This window comes from Paenibacillus sp. JT31N17 (assembly GCF_056269255.1).
Genome location: NZ_JBWDNP010000029.1, coordinates 21,509 through 37,581 on the forward strand (window position 1 = coordinate 21,509; position 16,073 = coordinate 37,581).

At 54.5% G+C, this 16,073-nt stretch carries 12 protein-coding genes; 10 read left to right on the forward strand and 2 right to left on the reverse strand.

Features of this window, described 5'->3' with window-relative positions:
- Position 1: 1 nt before the first annotated feature.
- On the forward strand, positions 2-1,306 hold the full coding sequence (locus tag AC0YOB_RS37735) for an ABC transporter substrate-binding protein (protein ID WP_475797130.1): 1,305 nt from the start codon (positions 2-4) through the stop codon (positions 1,304-1,306).
- 465 nt (positions 1,307-1,771) lie between these two features.
- Here the strand turns inward: AC0YOB_RS37735 and AC0YOB_RS37740 are convergent, their stop codons facing one another.
- Positions 1,772-2,668, reverse strand: a complete 897-nt coding sequence (locus AC0YOB_RS37740) for an AraC family transcriptional regulator (protein WP_475797131.1) — start codon at positions 2,666-2,668, stop codon at positions 1,772-1,774.
- A 128-nt stretch (positions 2,669-2,796) separates the two neighbouring features.
- Here AC0YOB_RS37740 and AC0YOB_RS37745 point away from each other — a divergent pair, with 128 nt between their 5' ends.
- From AC0YOB_RS37745 to AC0YOB_RS37775, 7 genes are all read left to right on the forward strand, one after another.
- Entirely contained in the window at positions 2,797-3,573 is a 777-nt protein-coding gene (locus AC0YOB_RS37745; protein ID WP_475797132.1) for a phytanoyl-CoA dioxygenase family protein, read from the forward strand.
- 303 nt (positions 3,574-3,876) lie between these two features.
- On the forward strand, positions 3,877-4,602 hold the full coding sequence (locus AC0YOB_RS37750; protein WP_475797133.1) for a hypothetical protein: 726 nt from the start codon (positions 3,877-3,879) through the stop codon (positions 4,600-4,602).
- Positions 4,599-6,278, forward strand: coding sequence for an efflux RND transporter periplasmic adaptor subunit (locus tag AC0YOB_RS37755; protein ID WP_475797134.1), 1,680 nt, complete (start codon positions 4,599-4,601; stop codon positions 6,276-6,278). Before AC0YOB_RS37750 ends, AC0YOB_RS37755 begins: the two co-directional genes overlap by 4 nt.
- Entirely contained in the window at positions 6,278-7,012 is a 735-nt protein-coding gene (locus tag AC0YOB_RS37760) for an ABC transporter ATP-binding protein (protein WP_475797135.1), read from the forward strand. Before AC0YOB_RS37755 ends, AC0YOB_RS37760 begins: the two co-directional genes overlap by 1 nt.
- Positions 6,978-8,150, forward strand: coding sequence for an ABC transporter permease (locus AC0YOB_RS37765; protein ID WP_475797136.1), 1,173 nt, complete (start codon positions 6,978-6,980; stop codon positions 8,148-8,150). Before AC0YOB_RS37760 ends, AC0YOB_RS37765 begins: the two co-directional genes overlap by 35 nt.
- Before the next feature lie 156 nt (positions 8,151-8,306).
- Positions 8,307-11,420 carry a beta-galactosidase, LacZ type gene (gene lacZ / locus AC0YOB_RS37770; protein WP_475797137.1) on the forward strand — a complete coding sequence of 1,038 codons (3,114 nt, stop codon included), beginning with the start codon at positions 8,307-8,309 and terminating at the stop codon, positions 11,418-11,420.
- A 165-nt stretch (positions 11,421-11,585) separates the two neighbouring features.
- Positions 11,586-11,888 (forward strand): Dabb family protein, encoded by a 303-nt coding sequence (locus AC0YOB_RS37775; RefSeq protein WP_210046799.1) that lies wholly within the window; start codon positions 11,586-11,588, stop codon positions 11,886-11,888.
- A 32-nt stretch (positions 11,889-11,920) separates the two neighbouring features.
- On the opposite strand, the gene AC0YOB_RS37780 is transcribed toward AC0YOB_RS37775, so the two are convergent.
- Complete coding sequence (locus AC0YOB_RS37780; RefSeq protein WP_475797138.1) at positions 11,921-12,964, reverse strand: efflux RND transporter periplasmic adaptor subunit; 1,044 nt, start codon at positions 12,962-12,964, stop codon at positions 11,921-11,923.
- Between the two features lie 296 nt (positions 12,965-13,260).
- On the opposite strand from AC0YOB_RS37780, the gene AC0YOB_RS37785 reads away from it, so the two are divergent.
- A complete protein-coding gene (locus tag AC0YOB_RS37785) occupies positions 13,261-14,460 on the forward strand; it encodes an MFS transporter (protein WP_475797140.1) in 1,200 nt (399 codons plus the stop codon).
- Positions 14,461-14,609: 149 nt separating this feature from the next.
- Positions 14,610-15,788 (forward strand): glycerate kinase, encoded by a 1,179-nt coding sequence (locus AC0YOB_RS37790; protein ID WP_475797139.1) that lies wholly within the window; start codon positions 14,610-14,612, stop codon positions 15,786-15,788.
- Positions 15,789-16,073: the final 285 nt, after the last annotated feature.

A 16,073-nucleotide genomic window follows, 5' to 3' on the forward strand; every position in this document is an offset into this window, starting at 1 on the left:
GATGAGCAGGCTCAGATGGAAATTCGTGATTACGGCCATGACGATTCTGATTCTGTGTACCGGCCTGGCTGCAGGGTGCAAGCCGGAGGAAGGAGCGGTATCTGAACCCTCTCCCTCAAATCCGGATCATCCGCAGGCCGAGGGCAAGCAGACACTTGTCGTTCTGACGAATCGGGTCGATCTGGTGGAGAATGGCGTCTTTCAGAAATACGCCGATCAGTTTCAGAAGTCCCATCCGGAAGCGGTTGTGGAATTTGATGCCCCTGCCAATTATACAAGCGATGTTCTCGTTCGCCTGTCCACCCGGACAATGGGAGATGTGCTGCTGCTGCCCAATAATATAACCAATGAGGAGCTCGCCAATTACTTTGAGCCGCTTGATCCGGAGATGTTCGAGGGAATGCGGTTCTCCGGTTACAAGGCCTATAATGGCGTTCGTTACGGTTTGACGACAGGGATTTCCACAGAAGGCATCGTCTATAACAAGAAGGCATTTGAGAAGGCGGGCATAACGGATATTCCCACGACGCTGGACGAGTTCTATATGGCTTGTCAGCAGCTGAAGCAGGCGGGAATCATACCGATTTATTTGAATTACGGTGCCCAGTGGCCAATGCTGGAGTGGGGTGAGAATCTGGTTGGCAGTATGGCCGGCGATGCGGGCTATTTGAATAATATGGTTTATACCGATGCTCCGTGGCAGCTTGATAATCCCTGGGGCAAAGCGATCGGGATCGTCAAGACGCTGATTGGACGCGGCTATACCGAGAAGGACCTGATCGCGAACAACTGGGAAATGTCCAAAAGCCAAATTGCGGGCGGACAGGCAGCGATGTATTTTCTGGGGAACTGGGTCATCAAGCAGGTCATCGATGCAGGAGCGGATTCATCCGAGATCGGTTTCTTTCCGTTTCCTTACGATAATAAAGCGGATAAACGATATGTGGCGCTCAGTCCGGACTGGTTTGTCGGCGTCAGCAAGTTCAGCGAGAATAAGGAGCTGGCCAAGGAATGGATTGAATTCTTCGTTAAGGAATCCGGCTACGTGAATGATTCCGGATTTCTGCCGGTCGAGCAGACCAAGACCTCGGAGCTTCCTCAGCTCAAGCAGTTTCAGACCTTCAATCCCATCTATCTCGAGCGGCAGTCGCCGAGCGACAATTTCCTGAAGCTTGGCGATAAAGCGCAGATCGCTTTTTGGTCAGGCGATTACATTCAGGAGTTTATCGCGGCAGCCGATTTGAAGCAGGCTTTTCGGAGCTACAACGAGAAATGGGCCGAAGCGAGAAGACTTGTTGCCCCCTAAACCCCCCGGAGGGGACCCCAAAGGTTTCCGACCCGCTGGACAGCCGGATGGGATAACGTTGGCGCTGCAGAGAAGCGGATTAGCTGCTGCCAGCTGGCCTCGTTTTTCGTCCCTGGCGGGACCCGCTTTGACTTTAATCGGGATCGCCCCCTAAATCCCCCGTTAGGGGGACCCCAGAGGTTTCCGACCCTCTGGACACCCGGATGGGATAACGTTGGCGCTGCAGAGAAGCGGATTAGCTGCTGCCAGCTGGCCTCGTTTTTCGTCCCTGTCGGGACCCGCTTTTACCTTTTCGGGATCGCCCTCTAAATCCCCGGAGGGGGACCCTAGAGGTTTTCGACCCTCTGGACAGCCGGATGGGATAACGTTGGGGCTGCAGAGAAGCGGATTAGCTATTGCCAGCTGATAGCCGTTTTTCGTCCCTGGCGGGACTTATACTGCGTTCTGATTGCACGCTGCATCCGGTTACGAATGAAGGGGATTTTGCTGTCCTGCGTAGGAATCCTCGCGGTATTTGGCCGGGGTTGTGTTCATTAGCGCGCGGAAGGTGCGTGTATAGTAATGGACAGATCCGAAGCCGGTCATTTCTGCTATCACTTTGATGGACAGCTCGGAATGAAGCAATAAATCAGCCGACTGCCGGACGCGCTGCAGGCGGACGTATTGTGAATAGGATTCATGAATATTGGAAGAGAATATACGGGACAAATGGCGCGGTGACACATTCAGATGCGCAGCGACCTTCCCCAGGGAAAGGTCATCATCGGACAGGTTGTCGCGGATGTACAGCTTGGCCTGCTTCAGAAGCAGCGCGGAGCTTCGATGGAGCGGGGTCCGCTCTCCCGAAGCTTTTAACACGAACAGCGGAACGAAGGAAAACAGCAGCGCGCGGGCCAGATCCTGCAGGGAGGATTCCGGTATGGCGGGCTGTTGGTCCTCTCTTGTAAGCAGTGACCGCCAAAGCAGCGCAGAAGGCAGATTGTCTCCGTTATGTTTGCAAACGTCGGTTGTTTCGGCAAGTGTCTGAAACGCCGCACGGACTTCCTCCGAGCATTCACTTTCATTCAGTTCGAAGGCAATAAAGATCAGCTGCATGCCTGCAGAAGACATAATTTGGTGATTAATTTCCGGCCGGGAACAGAACAAGCTTCCCTTGCTCAACGGATAAAGAGTGCCGTTATCCAAATAAGCGCCCTCGCCGCCCAGGACATAGCAGATTTCAAAATAGGAATGCTTGTGAAGAGAGTTGCTGAAATGCCGGGGCTCAAGCCCCCAGTAGTGGACGGTAAAGGAGGCGTCGGGAGACTTGATGCGGACTGCCTGCCGGTTCAGTCTGGTTTCGCTTTCAATCCAATGATACAAGGAGCTTCCTCCTATACAAGTTGGCGTAAAAAGACAAAAATATGACCCCATCTGCTAAAGATGCGAACCCGCTTGTAAGGCATAATGAGGGTAAGAAAACGAATTCATAGCAAACAGGAGGATCTAACATGATTAAAGCACAGGATGTCGATTTTTACAACGAACAGGGCTACTTGCTGGTCAAAGGCGTATTCAATAAAACCGAGGTAGAAGAGATGCGTGCGGCCGTCGGTAAAATCATCGATCGCGCGGCTCATGCCCGCAAAGACGTGAACCATGCCTGGCAGGGGGATTATTTGCCACCGGACGAGCTGAAGAAGCTCGTGCTTAAGGGCTTTCATGACGTGCAGTATCACGATGCTTCGTTCATGCGCGCTATTGTTCATCCCAACATGACATCGGTACTGTCCCAGATTATCGGCCCCAATGTCCAGCTTCATCATTCCAAAATGCTGGTCAAGCCGCCCGAGAACGGCGCCGCATTCCCGATGCATCAGGATCATCCATATTTTCCGCATGAACAGCATACGATGCTGGCGGCGAGCGTCCATCTGGACGATGCCAATGTTGAGAACGGCTGTCTGCATGTTATCCCGGGCTCGCATAAAGAAGGCACTCTGCCGCATGTGGGCAAGCATTATCTGAATGCCAAGGAATATCCGATTTCCATGGGAACGCCATGTCCGGCGGAGGCAGGGGATGTATTGTTCTTTAATTATCTAACCATTCATGGATCTCCAGCGAATCTTAGCGAACGGACACGCCGGAACGTACTGTTCCAATACCGCAGCGCGACGGATTTCCCGGTAGTGAATACGCATATCAATTGGGGCCAGGGCTTGATGGTCTGCGGAGAAAATCCGAACTTCGACCGGGTGAGCCCAAAATTCAAGGTCGAAGAATAAACGGTAGGTTCCGAAATAAGCACAATATGAATTGTTTCAAAGAAGAGGGCGATGTCTGCTCTCTTCTTTTTTGTGACCATATAAACATTTGTAGGTGTCACTCTTACAAATATCTGCAAGGTCTGGAGGGAAGAAACGAACTTGGCCGCAAGAGGGCGGGGAAACCGGTTCTGCCTGTGTCTGGACCAGCCGAAATTTGCCGGATAGCAAAATGTTCCTGCTTCATTTTAAATTCATCTAGGAATGCTATTCTACCCGTGGAAGATTGAGAGAATGTTCATGGAGAGATGGGAGCAACGCCTTATGGAAAAATGGAAAATAAAGCTTGCTGTTGGAACGCTGCTGCTGACTTTGCTGCTGACAGGCTGCGGCGCGGCAAACAATACGGCTGCCGGAGAAAATGCATTGGCCGGCAATGCAGCAGGAGTGCAGTCAACCGGTACGGCATCCGTTCCGAACGGCCAGCAAGGCGAGGATGCGGCGAACATGCCGGATATGATTGCGAAGGTGGTTGCGGCCAGTACCGACTCCATTGTTGTCCTGAAATCGACAGCACAGCCTTCGCAAATGCCGGGCGGCGGCGTGCGCGGCAGACAGGGAGCGGGTGGACGAGCTCCCGCAGGTGATGGTCAATCCGCTCCGGGCGGTGAAGTGCAGGGAAGGGACCCAGCTTCGCCCAAGGGAACTCCACCCGAAAATGGTCAAGCGGCATCTGGCGGTGCTCAGCAAGGTGACACCACAGGAGCCCAAGGAGACAGGCTTGGCGGCGGCAAGGGAGTGAGGCCTGCAGGCGGCTTCCAGATGGAATCTACCACAGACCAAACAACGATACCGTTAAATGCCGGCACGACAATAAATGAAATGACAAGGGGAGAGGGCGGCCCAAGTGAAAGTCAGCTGCAGGCTTCCGATTTGAAGGAAGGCGATATCGTCATGATTTGGCTCGCAGACGACGGCAAGACGGCGCAGACAATCCGAAAGCAGCAATTTGGTCAGGGGAATAGGGGAAAGGCGGGTAGCGATCAATGAGAAAGTGGTGGATATTAGGTATCGGAGTGCTGTTAGTTGCGGGGGCGGGCGTCGCTTATTTCAAGTGGGACAAGAAAGAAGTGGTCGTAGCTGCTCCAGTTGCGACTGCACAGGTTATTAAAGGCACAATCGAAGTGAATGTCAGCGGGACAGGAAGCATTGCTCCTGCCGAGAAGGAGACCGTGAAGTCCGGCAAGCAGGGCGTCATTGGCGAAGTGAAGGTGAAGCAGGGCGACAAGGTGAAGAAAGGCGACGTGCTGGCAACGCTGGAAGGCGAAGACAACACGGATAAAATCAAGACCGAGGAGGTCAATCTGGAGAAGAAGCTGCTTCAGCTGGAAAGTACGCAGGACCAGTACAAGATGGAGACGGATGATAAAAACATCAGCAGCCTGAAGCTCAGCATGAAGCAGCAGCAGCTGGATATCGATCAATCCAGAGAGACGATTGCCGATCTGAAGGATGCGGTGGCGGAAGAAACAATTGTTGCGCCGGTGAGCGGGACGGTCACGACATTGTCCGTGGCTGACGGGGATACGCTTAACGGCTCTACAGAACTGATGGAGATTGCGGATTATGATCATTATGAAATTATCGTAGGCATCGATGAGCTTGATATTTCCAAGGTGAAGGTCGGTCAAAGCGCGAAAGTAACGGTTGAAGCGCTGGCTGATCAAACGTTCACAGGCAAGGTTTCGGAAATAGCCAATGAGGGAACGGCAAACAACGCCGTGGCCTCGTTCGACGTAACAGTGGCGCTGGATACGGCTGCAGGTCTGAAATCCGGCATGTCCGCGGAAGCGAGCATCCAGGTGGAGAAGAAGGAGAATACGTTGATGCTGCCTATCGATGCCGTCCAATCGCTTGGCGGAAGGTATATGGTTATTCTTCCTGCCTCGGCGCAAGCTTCAGGTGCTCAAGGAGCAGCAGGCGGCAGAGGACGAACTGCTGAAGGCGGAGGATACTCAGGCGGCAAAGCAGGAGCCGGAACAGGTGGCCAAGACGGTGCTGGAGCAAGTGGAGCGGCAGGAGGCCAAGGCGGTGCTGGAGCGAGTGGGGCGGCAGGAGGCCAAGGCGGTGCCGGAGCAAGTGGGGCGGCAGGAGGCCAAGGCGGTGCCGGAGCGAGTGGGGCGGCAGGCGGCCAAGGCGGTGCTGGAGCGAGTGGGGCGGCAGGAGGCCAAGGCGGTGCCGGAGCAAATGGAACGGCAGGAGGCCAAGGCGGTGCCGGAGCGAGTGGGGCGGCAGGAGGCCAAGGCGGTGCCGGAGCAAATGGAGCGGCAGGAGGCCAAGCCGGAGGATATGGCGGTCAGTTCCGGGGCGCGGGAGGCGGTCAAGCCGGCAGAGGGCAGGCTGCTGCCGGAAGAAACGGCCAGAACGGCGCAGCCGGCCGATTGGGAGGAACCCCGCAGATGATCGAGGTGGGGATTCATAATGAAGATTATATTGAAGTTCTTTCCGGATTGACGGAAGGGGAGCGGGTCGTTTTACCGACAGTCATTACCCCATCGACTGGCGCTAACCAGCAGCAGGCGGCAATAGGCGCCTTGGGCGGTTTAGGCGGACTCGGCGGGGGAGGAGGCGCCACCCGATTCGGAGCAGGCGGAGGCGGTGGATTCCAGGGCGGCGGACAGCGTAGTGCCGGCGCTTCGGCCGCCCGCGGCGGAGGGGCAGGATAATGGAAGCGAAACGTGAACCGCTCATTCGCATCGAGACCTTATCCAAACAGTATAAAATGGGCGGAGAAACCGTTCATGCACTCAGCGATATCTCGCTTCGCATCGATTATGGTGATTTTATTGCCATTATCGGTCCGTCCGGCTCCGGCAAATCGACGCTGATGAATGTGATCGGCTGCCTGGATGCCCCCACCTCCGGGGCCTATTGGCTGGACGGGGAGGAAGTGAGCCGGCTTCGCGAAAGCCGGCTTGCGGAAATCCGCAATAAGAAAATCGGTTTTATTTTTCAGGGCTTCAACCTGCTGAACAAGCTGTCCGCGCTCGAGAATGTCGAGCTTCCGCTGATCTATAGGGGAATTCCCGGCAAGGTGCGCAAGGAGCAGGCAATCGAGGCGCTGCGCAAGGTGGGTCTCGAGGGACGCGTCGGGCACCGGCCAAGCGAGCTGTCGGGCGGTCAGCAGCAGCGGGTGGCAATCGCCAGGGCGCTTGCAGGCAACCCTCCTATCCTGCTTGCCGATGAACCGACCGGCGCGCTGGATACGCGCACGGGCGTTGAGGTCATGTCGCTGATGAAGGAGCTTAATAAGGAAGGCCATACGATTGTCCTGATCACGCATGACCTGAAAATCTCCGAACAGGCAAGACGGGTGGTCCGCATACAGGACGGCCAAATCAGCGAGGAAGGCGGTGATTCGAGAAGTGAACGTCAGCCAAGCCTTCAAAATGGCAATTAAAAGTATACTATCCAACAAAATGCGATCGCTGCTTACGATGCTCGGCATTATTATCGGGGTTGCGGCCGTTATCGCGCTTGTCGGAGTCGGCCAGGGTACGACCAAATCGGTTACCGATCAGGTGGAGAGCCTGGGAACCAACCTTCTGACTGTTAATATAACGGGCCGCGGCTCACAAACCACAATAGATTATAAAGAAGCGGAAGAAATAACCGACAAGGATAACATCGAATTTGCCGCACCCATCAACCAGTCGACCGGGAACGGCAAGAACGGGTCGGAGTCGGTCTCTGTCAGCGTAGTAGGGACGACGGCGGATTATCTGGATTTGAAGGATTACGGACTGGCGGCGGGGCGGTTCGTATCCCAAATCGATCTCGATTACTACCAGAAGATCGCGATTCTCGGGGCAACAACGGCAACGGACCTGTTTGGTTCGGACAATGCGGTCGGGCAGTCCTTTCTCCTCAATGGCGTACGTTATAAAGTCGTCGGCGTGCTGGCTGCCAAGGGAAGCTCGCTCACCGGCTCCAATGACGAGGTGATCATCATTCCGATTACAACCTCCGAGCGCCTGTTCAAATCCAAGGGCGTGAAAACCATTAATGTCCAGGTTGCAGCCTCGGACCAGATGGACGCGGTTACGGCTGAGCTTGAGGCGGCGCTGACGAAGAAATTCCGCGGCGATACGAACAGCTTCCGCGTCTTCAATCAGCAGGATCTGCTGGACTCGTTCAGCAGCATCTCGGGTACGCTTTCGCTCGCGCTGGGCGGGGTGGCGGCCATCTCACTCTTGGTCGGCGGGATCGGAATTATGAATATTATGCTCGTGTCGGTGACGGAGCGGACGCGGGAAATCGGCATCCGCAAGGCGATCGGCGCCAAGAAGAAGGATATTCTGATCCAGTTTCTGATCGAAGCCATCGCGCTCAGCGGCCTGGGCGGACTGCTCGGGGTGGGTATCGGTGTCGGAGTAGCCCAGATTTTGTCCAGGACGATGAGCATGACGGTGGTGATCTCCATGCCTGTGATCGGACTGGCATTCGGCTTCTCGGTCTTCATCGGAGTCCTGTTCGGGCTGTTTCCGGCGAATAAGGCCTCCGGTCTGCGTCCGATCGAGGCGCTGCGTTTTGAATAAGGCGGATTCTTCCAGGGGAGCATACCCATATCCGGTATGCTCTCTTTTTTCTATTCCTTTTTTCGATATTCCCTGCCTGATTATTGCATTTACTTGTACCGTCGGGATTCGCTAAAGTGAAGTTAAGCGTTTAATCTGTACAGAAGAGGTGTAAAGGTGAAAAAGAAATACGTATACAGCCCTCCTGCCAACGGTTACCCGGAGTGGAACAACAATCCCGAAATCTTTCAATTAAACCGGATGAAGGCGCATACGGCGCTTATTCCTTTCGAAACGGTAGAAGATGCGCTTAAAGGCGACAGCCTGTCATCGCCAAATGTGAAGCTTCTAAGCGGACAATGGAAGTTTGCCTGGGCGCCAACGCCTGATAAACGGATCGCAAATTTCTACGAACAAGGCTTCGACAGCAGCGCATGGGATGAAATTACGGTTCCCGCCCATTGGCAGCTGCAAGGCTATGATTATCCGCAGTATACGAATATCCGCTATCCATGGGAGGAAACAGAGGAGCTGATGCCTCCTTTTGCCCCGACAAAATATAATCCGGTAGGCTCGTATGTGCGAACCTTTACGGTTCCAAGCGACTGGAAGGGCCAGCCCGTTTACATCAGCTTTCAAGGGGTGGAATCGGCTTTTTATGTATGGGTGAACGGCGATCTTGTCGGTTACAGCGAGGATACGTTTACTCCGGCCGAATTTGATCTGACGCCTTACCTCATTGAAGGAGAGAACAAGCTGGCGGTTGAAGTGTACCGCTGGTGCGATGCAAGCTGGCTGGAGGATCAGGATTTCTGGCGGATGAGCGGCATCTTCCGCGATGTGTATTTGTACACCACGCCTAAAGCGCATCTGTATGATTGCTATGTTACGACAGAGCTGGACGGAAACTACAAGGACGCCAAGCTTAACATCAGGGCGACCATAAGGAATGCCTTTGAGGAGAATCTGGGTGTGCTGACTGTCGAAGCGCAGCTGTATGATTCCAGGGGACACACGGTTCTGGCCGAGCCGCTGAGCCTGTCCGCCGCGCTGAACGCAGCGCCGTCCATCGATATTGAGGCGGTTCAGGATATTATCGATCCGCTCAAATGGAGCGCCGAGCATCCTAATCTGTATTCGCTTGTGCTCAGCTTGAAGGACGAGGCGGGCCATCTGCTGGAGGTTGTAAACTTCCGTATCGGCTTCCGCACGTTCGAGCTGAAGGATGGTTTGATGCTCATTAACGGCAAAAGGATCGTGTTCAAGGGCGTCAACCGCCATGAATTCTCCTGTCTTACGGGCAGAGCGATCAGCTATGAAGAAATGGTCGCGGATGTGAAGCTGATGAAGGCTTATAATATTAATGCCGTCCGGACTTCTCATTATCCGAATCATCCAAAATGGTATGATCTGTGCGATGAATACGGCTTGTATGTCATAGACGAAACCAATCTGGAGACGCATGGCAGCTGGACCTACCTGCAGGATGAATTCAGCGCTTCAACCGTTCCTGCGAGCCGTCCGGAATGGACAGCCAATGTGCTTGACCGTGCCAATTCCATGCTGCAGCGCGACAAGAATCACCCTTCGATCATCATCTGGTCCCTGGGAAATGAATCGCATGGCGGCGATAATTTTGTGAAAATGCATGATTTCCTGCGTGAGGCGGATCCTACACGACTGGTTCATTATGAAGGCGTCTTTCAGTGGCGCGCGTCGGAGGCGGCCTCCGACATGGAGAGCCAGATGTACACTAGACCAGCCAAGATCGAGGAGTATGCGCTGAACAAACCCAAGAAGCCCTTTATTCTCTGCGAGTACAGCCATGCGATGGGCAATTCATGCGGCGGCCTGCATCACTATACGGAGCTGTTCGACCGCTATCCTGTGCTGCAGGGAGGATTTATCTGGGATTGGGTCGATCAGGCAATATGGACCAGGAATACGGATGGCGTCGAATATATGGCGTACGGCGGGGACTTCGGCGAGAATCCGCATGACGGCAATTTCTGCGGCAACGGAATTATTTTCGCGGACCGTACGGTCTCTCCCAAGCTTTATGAGGTTAAGAAATGCTATGAGAACATCCGCATAACCGCGGTTGATATGGAAAAAGGCGTTTTGAAGGTCGAGAATAAATTTCTCTTCACCAATCTGGGCGACTATACGCTGCAGTGGGTTGTGACGATGGACGGGCATACTGAGAACCAAGGCACCGGACATGCTGCCATAGCACCGGGCGAAACTCAGGAAATAACAATCCCTCTGGAGGGGATTGCCTACAAGAATGGGGAAGCCGTATTGACCGTAAGCTTCCTGACGAAGCAGGCTTCGGAATGGGCTGAGGCCGGACATGAGGTTGCCTTTCAGCAGTTCGTTCTTCCTGCACCGCGCATGGCTTTTGTGACTGGCGCCAAGAATCCAGGCTTATCGGCTGCACTCTCGGCTGAAGAAGATGCAGATTCCCTGACCGTTGCCGGTCAAGGCTTCTCTGCCAGCTTCGATAAAGCTACAGGGAGTCTCTCTTCCTTCATTGTAAAGGGCAATGAGCTGCTGAGCAGCGCCTTGATACCGAATTTCTGGCGTGCTTACACAGACAATGACCGCGGCAACAAGCAGCATGAACGCAGCGCTACCTGGCGTTCTGCGGGAGAAGAGCGGATTTTGCGCGAGCTGACCTGGGAGGTGCTGCAGGACCGGGTTATCGTGCGCGGAAGCTATTTCCTGCCGACCACAACAGCATCGGAATGCGAGCTGGTCTATACCGTGAAGGCAGCAGGTGAGATTGAAGTGTATGAACAGCTCACTCCAGGAGAAAATCTTCCGGAAATTCCGGAGATTGGCGTTATGCTCGTCATGGATGGCTCATACGAAAATCTCGAATGGTACGGCAAGGGGCCGCATGAATCGTATTGGGACCGCCAATCGGGAGCGAAGCTTGGTCTATACAGGGGCAAAGTGGCTGACCAATTCGTACCTTATCTCCGTCCGCAGGAATGCGGGAATAAAATGGGCGTGAGGCATGCTTCCGTCACGAATGGTCAAGGAGCGGGGCTTGCAATCATTGGTTCGCCGGCAGTTGAGCTGAACGTGCTGCCGCATACGCCATCGGAGCTGGAGAATCACGATCATGTCTATAAGCTGCCGCGCAGCAACAAGACGGTTGTACGCATCAATCACAAGCAGATGGGTGTCGGCGGAGATGACAGCTGGGGTGCTCAGGCACATCCCGAATATGTGCTGCATGCCAATAAAACCTATGCGTTCTCCTTTACCTTAAAAGGAATTTAAACACACGGATCGGGCCTGTCCAGCAGCCGGTGGATAATATTAATCATATAAATGAACAGCCCCCGGACAAAGTTTCATGTGCGGGGGCTGCTCATTTTCAGGAAGATTGATATATAATAGGGACAGAAGTCTTCATCCAAACCATATAATGGAGGTTTACCAAGCATGTATGAGCATCTGGTTTCATTTAAATTCAAGGACTCCATCTCCGGAGAACAGGAGAAGCTGCTGCTGGACACCCTGTACGCCTTCAAAGGGCAAATACCGGGACTTATTGAACTGACGGCCGGCTTGAATGTGACGGAGGAGACGGGGAATATTCACGGATATACACTGGGGCTCCGCGTGACCTTTGACAGCCGCGAGGCGCTGCAGCAGTATGGTCCCCATCCGCTTCATCAACAGTTTGTAAAGCTGCTTGACGGTATATTGGACAATGTGGTTGTAATCGATTATCCGATACGATAGCGCCATAACGAATCCGGCAGGCGTCCGGTTAATTAATTGATAATGACTTTCTGTCCTTCTTCAAGACCTTTGACGATTTCCACCTCGCCAGAGGTCATAAGTCCGGTCTGGACGTCCAGCTCCTTGACGCGCTCGCCATCGATCACCTGCACAGTCGAACGGCCCAGGAAGGTCCGAAGGGCTGAACGCGGAATGATAAGGACATTATCCTTCTTCTCAATAAACAGCTTGATCCCGGCATATTCGCCAATTTTTATTACGGGCTTGGGCGCGTTAAAGGCGATGATTAGAGCCTTGGCGTTGCGTTTCTGAAGATTGGGATCACTGGTCTTGGGCGCAGTGGATGGGATTTGTGCGACTTTTCCCTGATAGGTTTTCCCGCTGTAGGTAATCGCAACCGGCGTATCCTTTTTGATTCCGGTAATACTTTTGATGTCGGTGGCTTCGTAAATCAGATCGATCGAATCCGGATTGGAAATGGTGGCGACGGTCTGGAAGGCCGTCACTCCCTCGCCTGGATCGGGAACCGACAGATACGTGATTTTACCGCTTACGGGAGCAAGCAGCAAGGATTTTTGGTATTCGCTCTCAAGCGATTCCAGAATCAGCTTCTCCCGGTCAAGATCAATCTGGGTGAGGCGGGAATCCTTCTTGTCGGCTTCAGACTTTACCGTTGTGGAGAAGACGATCTGCTTCTGCTCCACGCTCAGCTTCTGCAGCTTGATGCGCGTCTGCAAATCTCCTGTGTCCAGCTCCGCGATCGGTGAGCCAGCCGAGATGAGATCGCCTGCCTGAACAAACATCTGTTTGATTCGTCCGCCGGATTCGGGGAAGGAAACGGAAGTATTGCTGCTGGACAACGCCGTTGCAGTAGAATCCAGATACCGTTCGATACTCCCTTTTTTCACCAGGGCGGTTTCCTGATCGGTCTGTCTTTTCTGCTGAATCGGAGGCTGCAGCGCCTCTTCTTCCTCGGGCAGCAGAGAGCAGCCGGAGAGCAGTGCGGCGATGAGGCATGCAGCTGCAGCGAGGCGAAGCCCGCCAAAAATCTTATATTTAGATTGAATGCTCGGCATCATATTTCCCCCTTTGATATGGGCTCATCCTAATCAAAGTGTAACGACCATGTGGATTAGTGTCAACGTTTTCATTTCCAGAAATTAGCGGGATTGTTCCTGCGATTACCCGGGAAATATGTCGAGTCTGTTCCAGGAATGGGCAGCAGCAGGTGCAGAAGAAGATAATCGTTTGGAAATATAACAATAAAAAGATCCGGGAACGGCAGAGGCTGTTTCTTCTTAAGTTGCCAGCAGAAACGGGTATTTCTGCAGCAGCTGTGAAAGGCGGTAATGAATTGTCCACAGCAACGCAAATGCGCTCGACCACGGTTCAAACGGGAACCCTGTACGCCATTTTATTTGCCATCAGCTCTGTTCACATGCTTAATGATACGATGCAAGCCGTCGTGTCCGCCCTGTTTCCGATTTTGCAAAAATCGCTTCTGCTGTCATATGGCCAAATCGGCTGGATTGCTTTCACGCTTAACATGACCTCATCGGTGATGCAGCCGCTCGTCGGCTTCTTCTCGGATAAGCGTCCTTCTCCCTGGATGCTCCCGGTTGGGATGGGCATGAGTCTGCTCGGGATGGCTGGTCTGGCATATGCGCCGAGCTTCTGGCTCGTGCTGCTTGCCGTTGTATTTGTCGGGATAGGCTCAGCCGTCTTTCATCCCGAGGGTTCAAGGGTTGTATTCTTCGCTGCCGGCGGCCGCCGCGCTCTGGCGCAATCGATCTATCAGGTTGGCGGGAACACGGGCAGCTCGCTGGCGCCGCTGATGACGATCTTCATATTCGTGCCGCTTGGCCAGAAGGGCGCTGTATGGGGAACGCTGCTTGCGGCAGCGGCAATTCTCGTTCTGCTGCGTGTTGTGCCATGGTACAAACAGCAGCTTGCGCTGTATGGCAAACCGATCAAACGGGCGGTTAGCAAGGTTATGAACGAGGATGCCAAACGGGAGCGGTCAGTCATTGTTATGGCGCTTTCGATTCTGGTTCTGCTGGTGTTCGCACGATCCTGGTATGTCAGCGGCATTTCGACATTTTATCAGTTTTATGTAGAAACAAGTTACGGGCTTTCCGTTAAAGCCGCGCAGGTGCCGATTTTTCTGTTTATGGCTGCAGGTGTTCTCGGAACCTTCTTCGGTGGCGTAATGGCGGACAAAATCGGCCGTAAGAAAATGATTTTATTTTCCATAGGCGGCTCTGCCCCGTTTGCTTTATTGCTCCCGCATATGCCGCTAGGCTGGGTGTATCCGATTATATTTATATTGGGTTTTATTATCATGTCCGGCTTCTCGGTAAGCGTCGTTTATGCGCAGGAGCTGCTGCCGGGCAAGGTCGGCATGGCGTCGGGCCTGATTACCGGCTTTGCTTTTGGCATGGGCGCTCTTGGAGCGGTGGTGCTCGGTAAACTGGCTGAAGTATGGGGACTGGCGGATGTTATGACATACTCCAGCATCCTGCCGCTGATCGGCCTTCTGTCCATCCTGCTGCCGCCGGACCGGCGGGAGTGATGGACGAAACAGGCGTCCGGGATGATCGGCGCTGTGCAGAGCTTCGTCTGGCACTGCCAGACGGCGCACCGGCCATTGTTGAGGATTGGTAAATGGATCGGGTTGGGAGAAACAGCAATAACCAAGCAGATCAATAAGGGGGAAGTACGATGAGCGATTCGGAACAATTGGACGGGAGTCGTCCATTCAAGGTTGTCATTGCTCCTGATTCATTCAAGGGAAGTCTGAGCAGCGCCGAGGTGGCCGAAGCAATGGGCGAGGGGGTTAAACGCGCCGCTCCTCATGCCGAGATAGTCTCTATTCCTGTAGCCGATGGAGGGGAAGGCACAATTGACGCTCTCCTGGCTTCCATAGAAGGAGAACGGTATAACGTAACCGTTACCGGTCCGCTGGGCAAACCTGTGGATGCTGCGTATGCGCTGCTGGCAAACGGCATGGCCGTCATCGAGATGGCAGCTGCGTCAGGACTGCCGCTCATCACCTCTGATGAGCGGGACTCGCTTGGGGCTACGACCTACGGAACAGGTGAGCTGGTCCGCCACGCTCTTGATCAGGGCAGCCGGAAGATGATGATCACGCTTGGCGGCAGCGCCACGACCGATGGCGGCATGGGAATGGGACAAGCGCTTGGTTTCCGCTTTCTGGATGACGAAGGCCGCGAGCTCGGCTTCGGCGGGGGAGAGCTGGAGCGGCTGGCTGCCATTGACGCATCCGCAGCGGATCCCCGGCTGGCGGAAACAGAGGTAACGGTATGCTGCGACGTTACCAATCCGCTTTATGGTACACAGGGCGCGGCCTTTATATTCGCGCCGCAGAAAGGTGCCGACGAGGCCGCGGTTCTTCGTCTCGACCGCGGCCTGCGGCGTTATGCCGCCGTGCTGCACAGCTCGCTCGGCGTGCAGGTGGACAGCCTGCCGGGAGCCGGCGCGGCAGGCGGGATGGGCGCGGGCAGCGCGGCCTTGCTGCGCGCTGCGCTGCGCCCGGGTTTCACCCTCATTGCCGGGATTACCCGGCTGGAGGATGTGATTGCGGGAGCGGACCTCGTCCTGACAGGCGAGGGCCGGACCGACGGGCAAACCGCCGGCGGCAAAGCGCCCGCCGGCGTTGCGGGTCTTGCCCGCAAGCATGGCGTGCCCGCCGTCTGCATCTCCGGCGGGCTTGGCCCCGGTGTTGACGCCTTGTATGCGCAGGGCGTCACAGCCTTGATGAGCATCATCGATGGCCCGATGGGCCTGGACGATGCAATAGCCGGCGCCCGGCCGCTGCTGGCGCGGGCCGCCGAGAATGCGGCGCGGATCTTTCTGGCCGGCGCCCGATCGCGCGGCTAGCGCGGCATAAACGCGGGATGCCATGGTTAACAGGCATCCTGCGGACGATTACTATAACCAGAAAGCCCCTTCCGCAATGCGAAGGGGCTTTCTGGTTTTTCTCTGTAATCCTTAATAACCTGCTGCATGGTTGCTTTTTATTAGTGGACCGACCATGTCGAGGCACTTATAAGAAGGCTGTAAGCCGCCATTTCCTCGCTGCATTCGCACAAGTGGTGCGGCAAGAAGCTGCAGTGAGGTTATTCCTTACTGGAAGCTGTATCAGCCGTTGAAACACCATCACGA

Bases quoted from the DNA above. Each gene is read 5' to 3' on its own strand.
- AC0YOB_RS37735 (WP_475797130.1), top strand. From the start codon at position 2: ATGAGCAGGCTCAGATGGAAATTCGTGATTACGGCCATGACGATTCTG.
- AC0YOB_RS37745 (WP_475797132.1), top strand. From the start codon at position 2,797: ATGATTAAAGCACAGGATGTCGATTTTTACAACGAACAGGGCTACTTG.
- AC0YOB_RS37750 (WP_475797133.1), top strand. From the start codon at position 3,877: ATGGAAAAATGGAAAATAAAGCTTGCTGTTGGAACGCTGCTGCTGACT.
- AC0YOB_RS37755 (WP_475797134.1), top strand. From the start codon at position 4,599: ATGAGAAAGTGGTGGATATTAGGTATCGGAGTGCTGTTAGTTGCGGGG.
- AC0YOB_RS37760 (WP_475797135.1), top strand. From the start codon at position 6,278: ATGGAAGCGAAACGTGAACCGCTCATTCGCATCGAGACCTTATCCAAA.
- AC0YOB_RS37775 (WP_210046799.1), top strand. From the start codon at position 11,586: ATGTATGAGCATCTGGTTTCATTTAAATTCAAGGACTCCATCTCCGGA.
- AC0YOB_RS37780 (WP_475797138.1), bottom strand. From the start codon at position 12,964: ATGCCGAGCATTCAATCTAAATATAAGATTTTTGGCGGGCTTCGCCTC.
- AC0YOB_RS37785 (WP_475797140.1), top strand. From the start codon at position 13,261: ATGCGCTCGACCACGGTTCAAACGGGAACCCTGTACGCCATTTTATTT.
- AC0YOB_RS37790 (WP_475797139.1), top strand. From the start codon at position 14,610: ATGAGCGATTCGGAACAATTGGACGGGAGTCGTCCATTCAAGGTTGTC.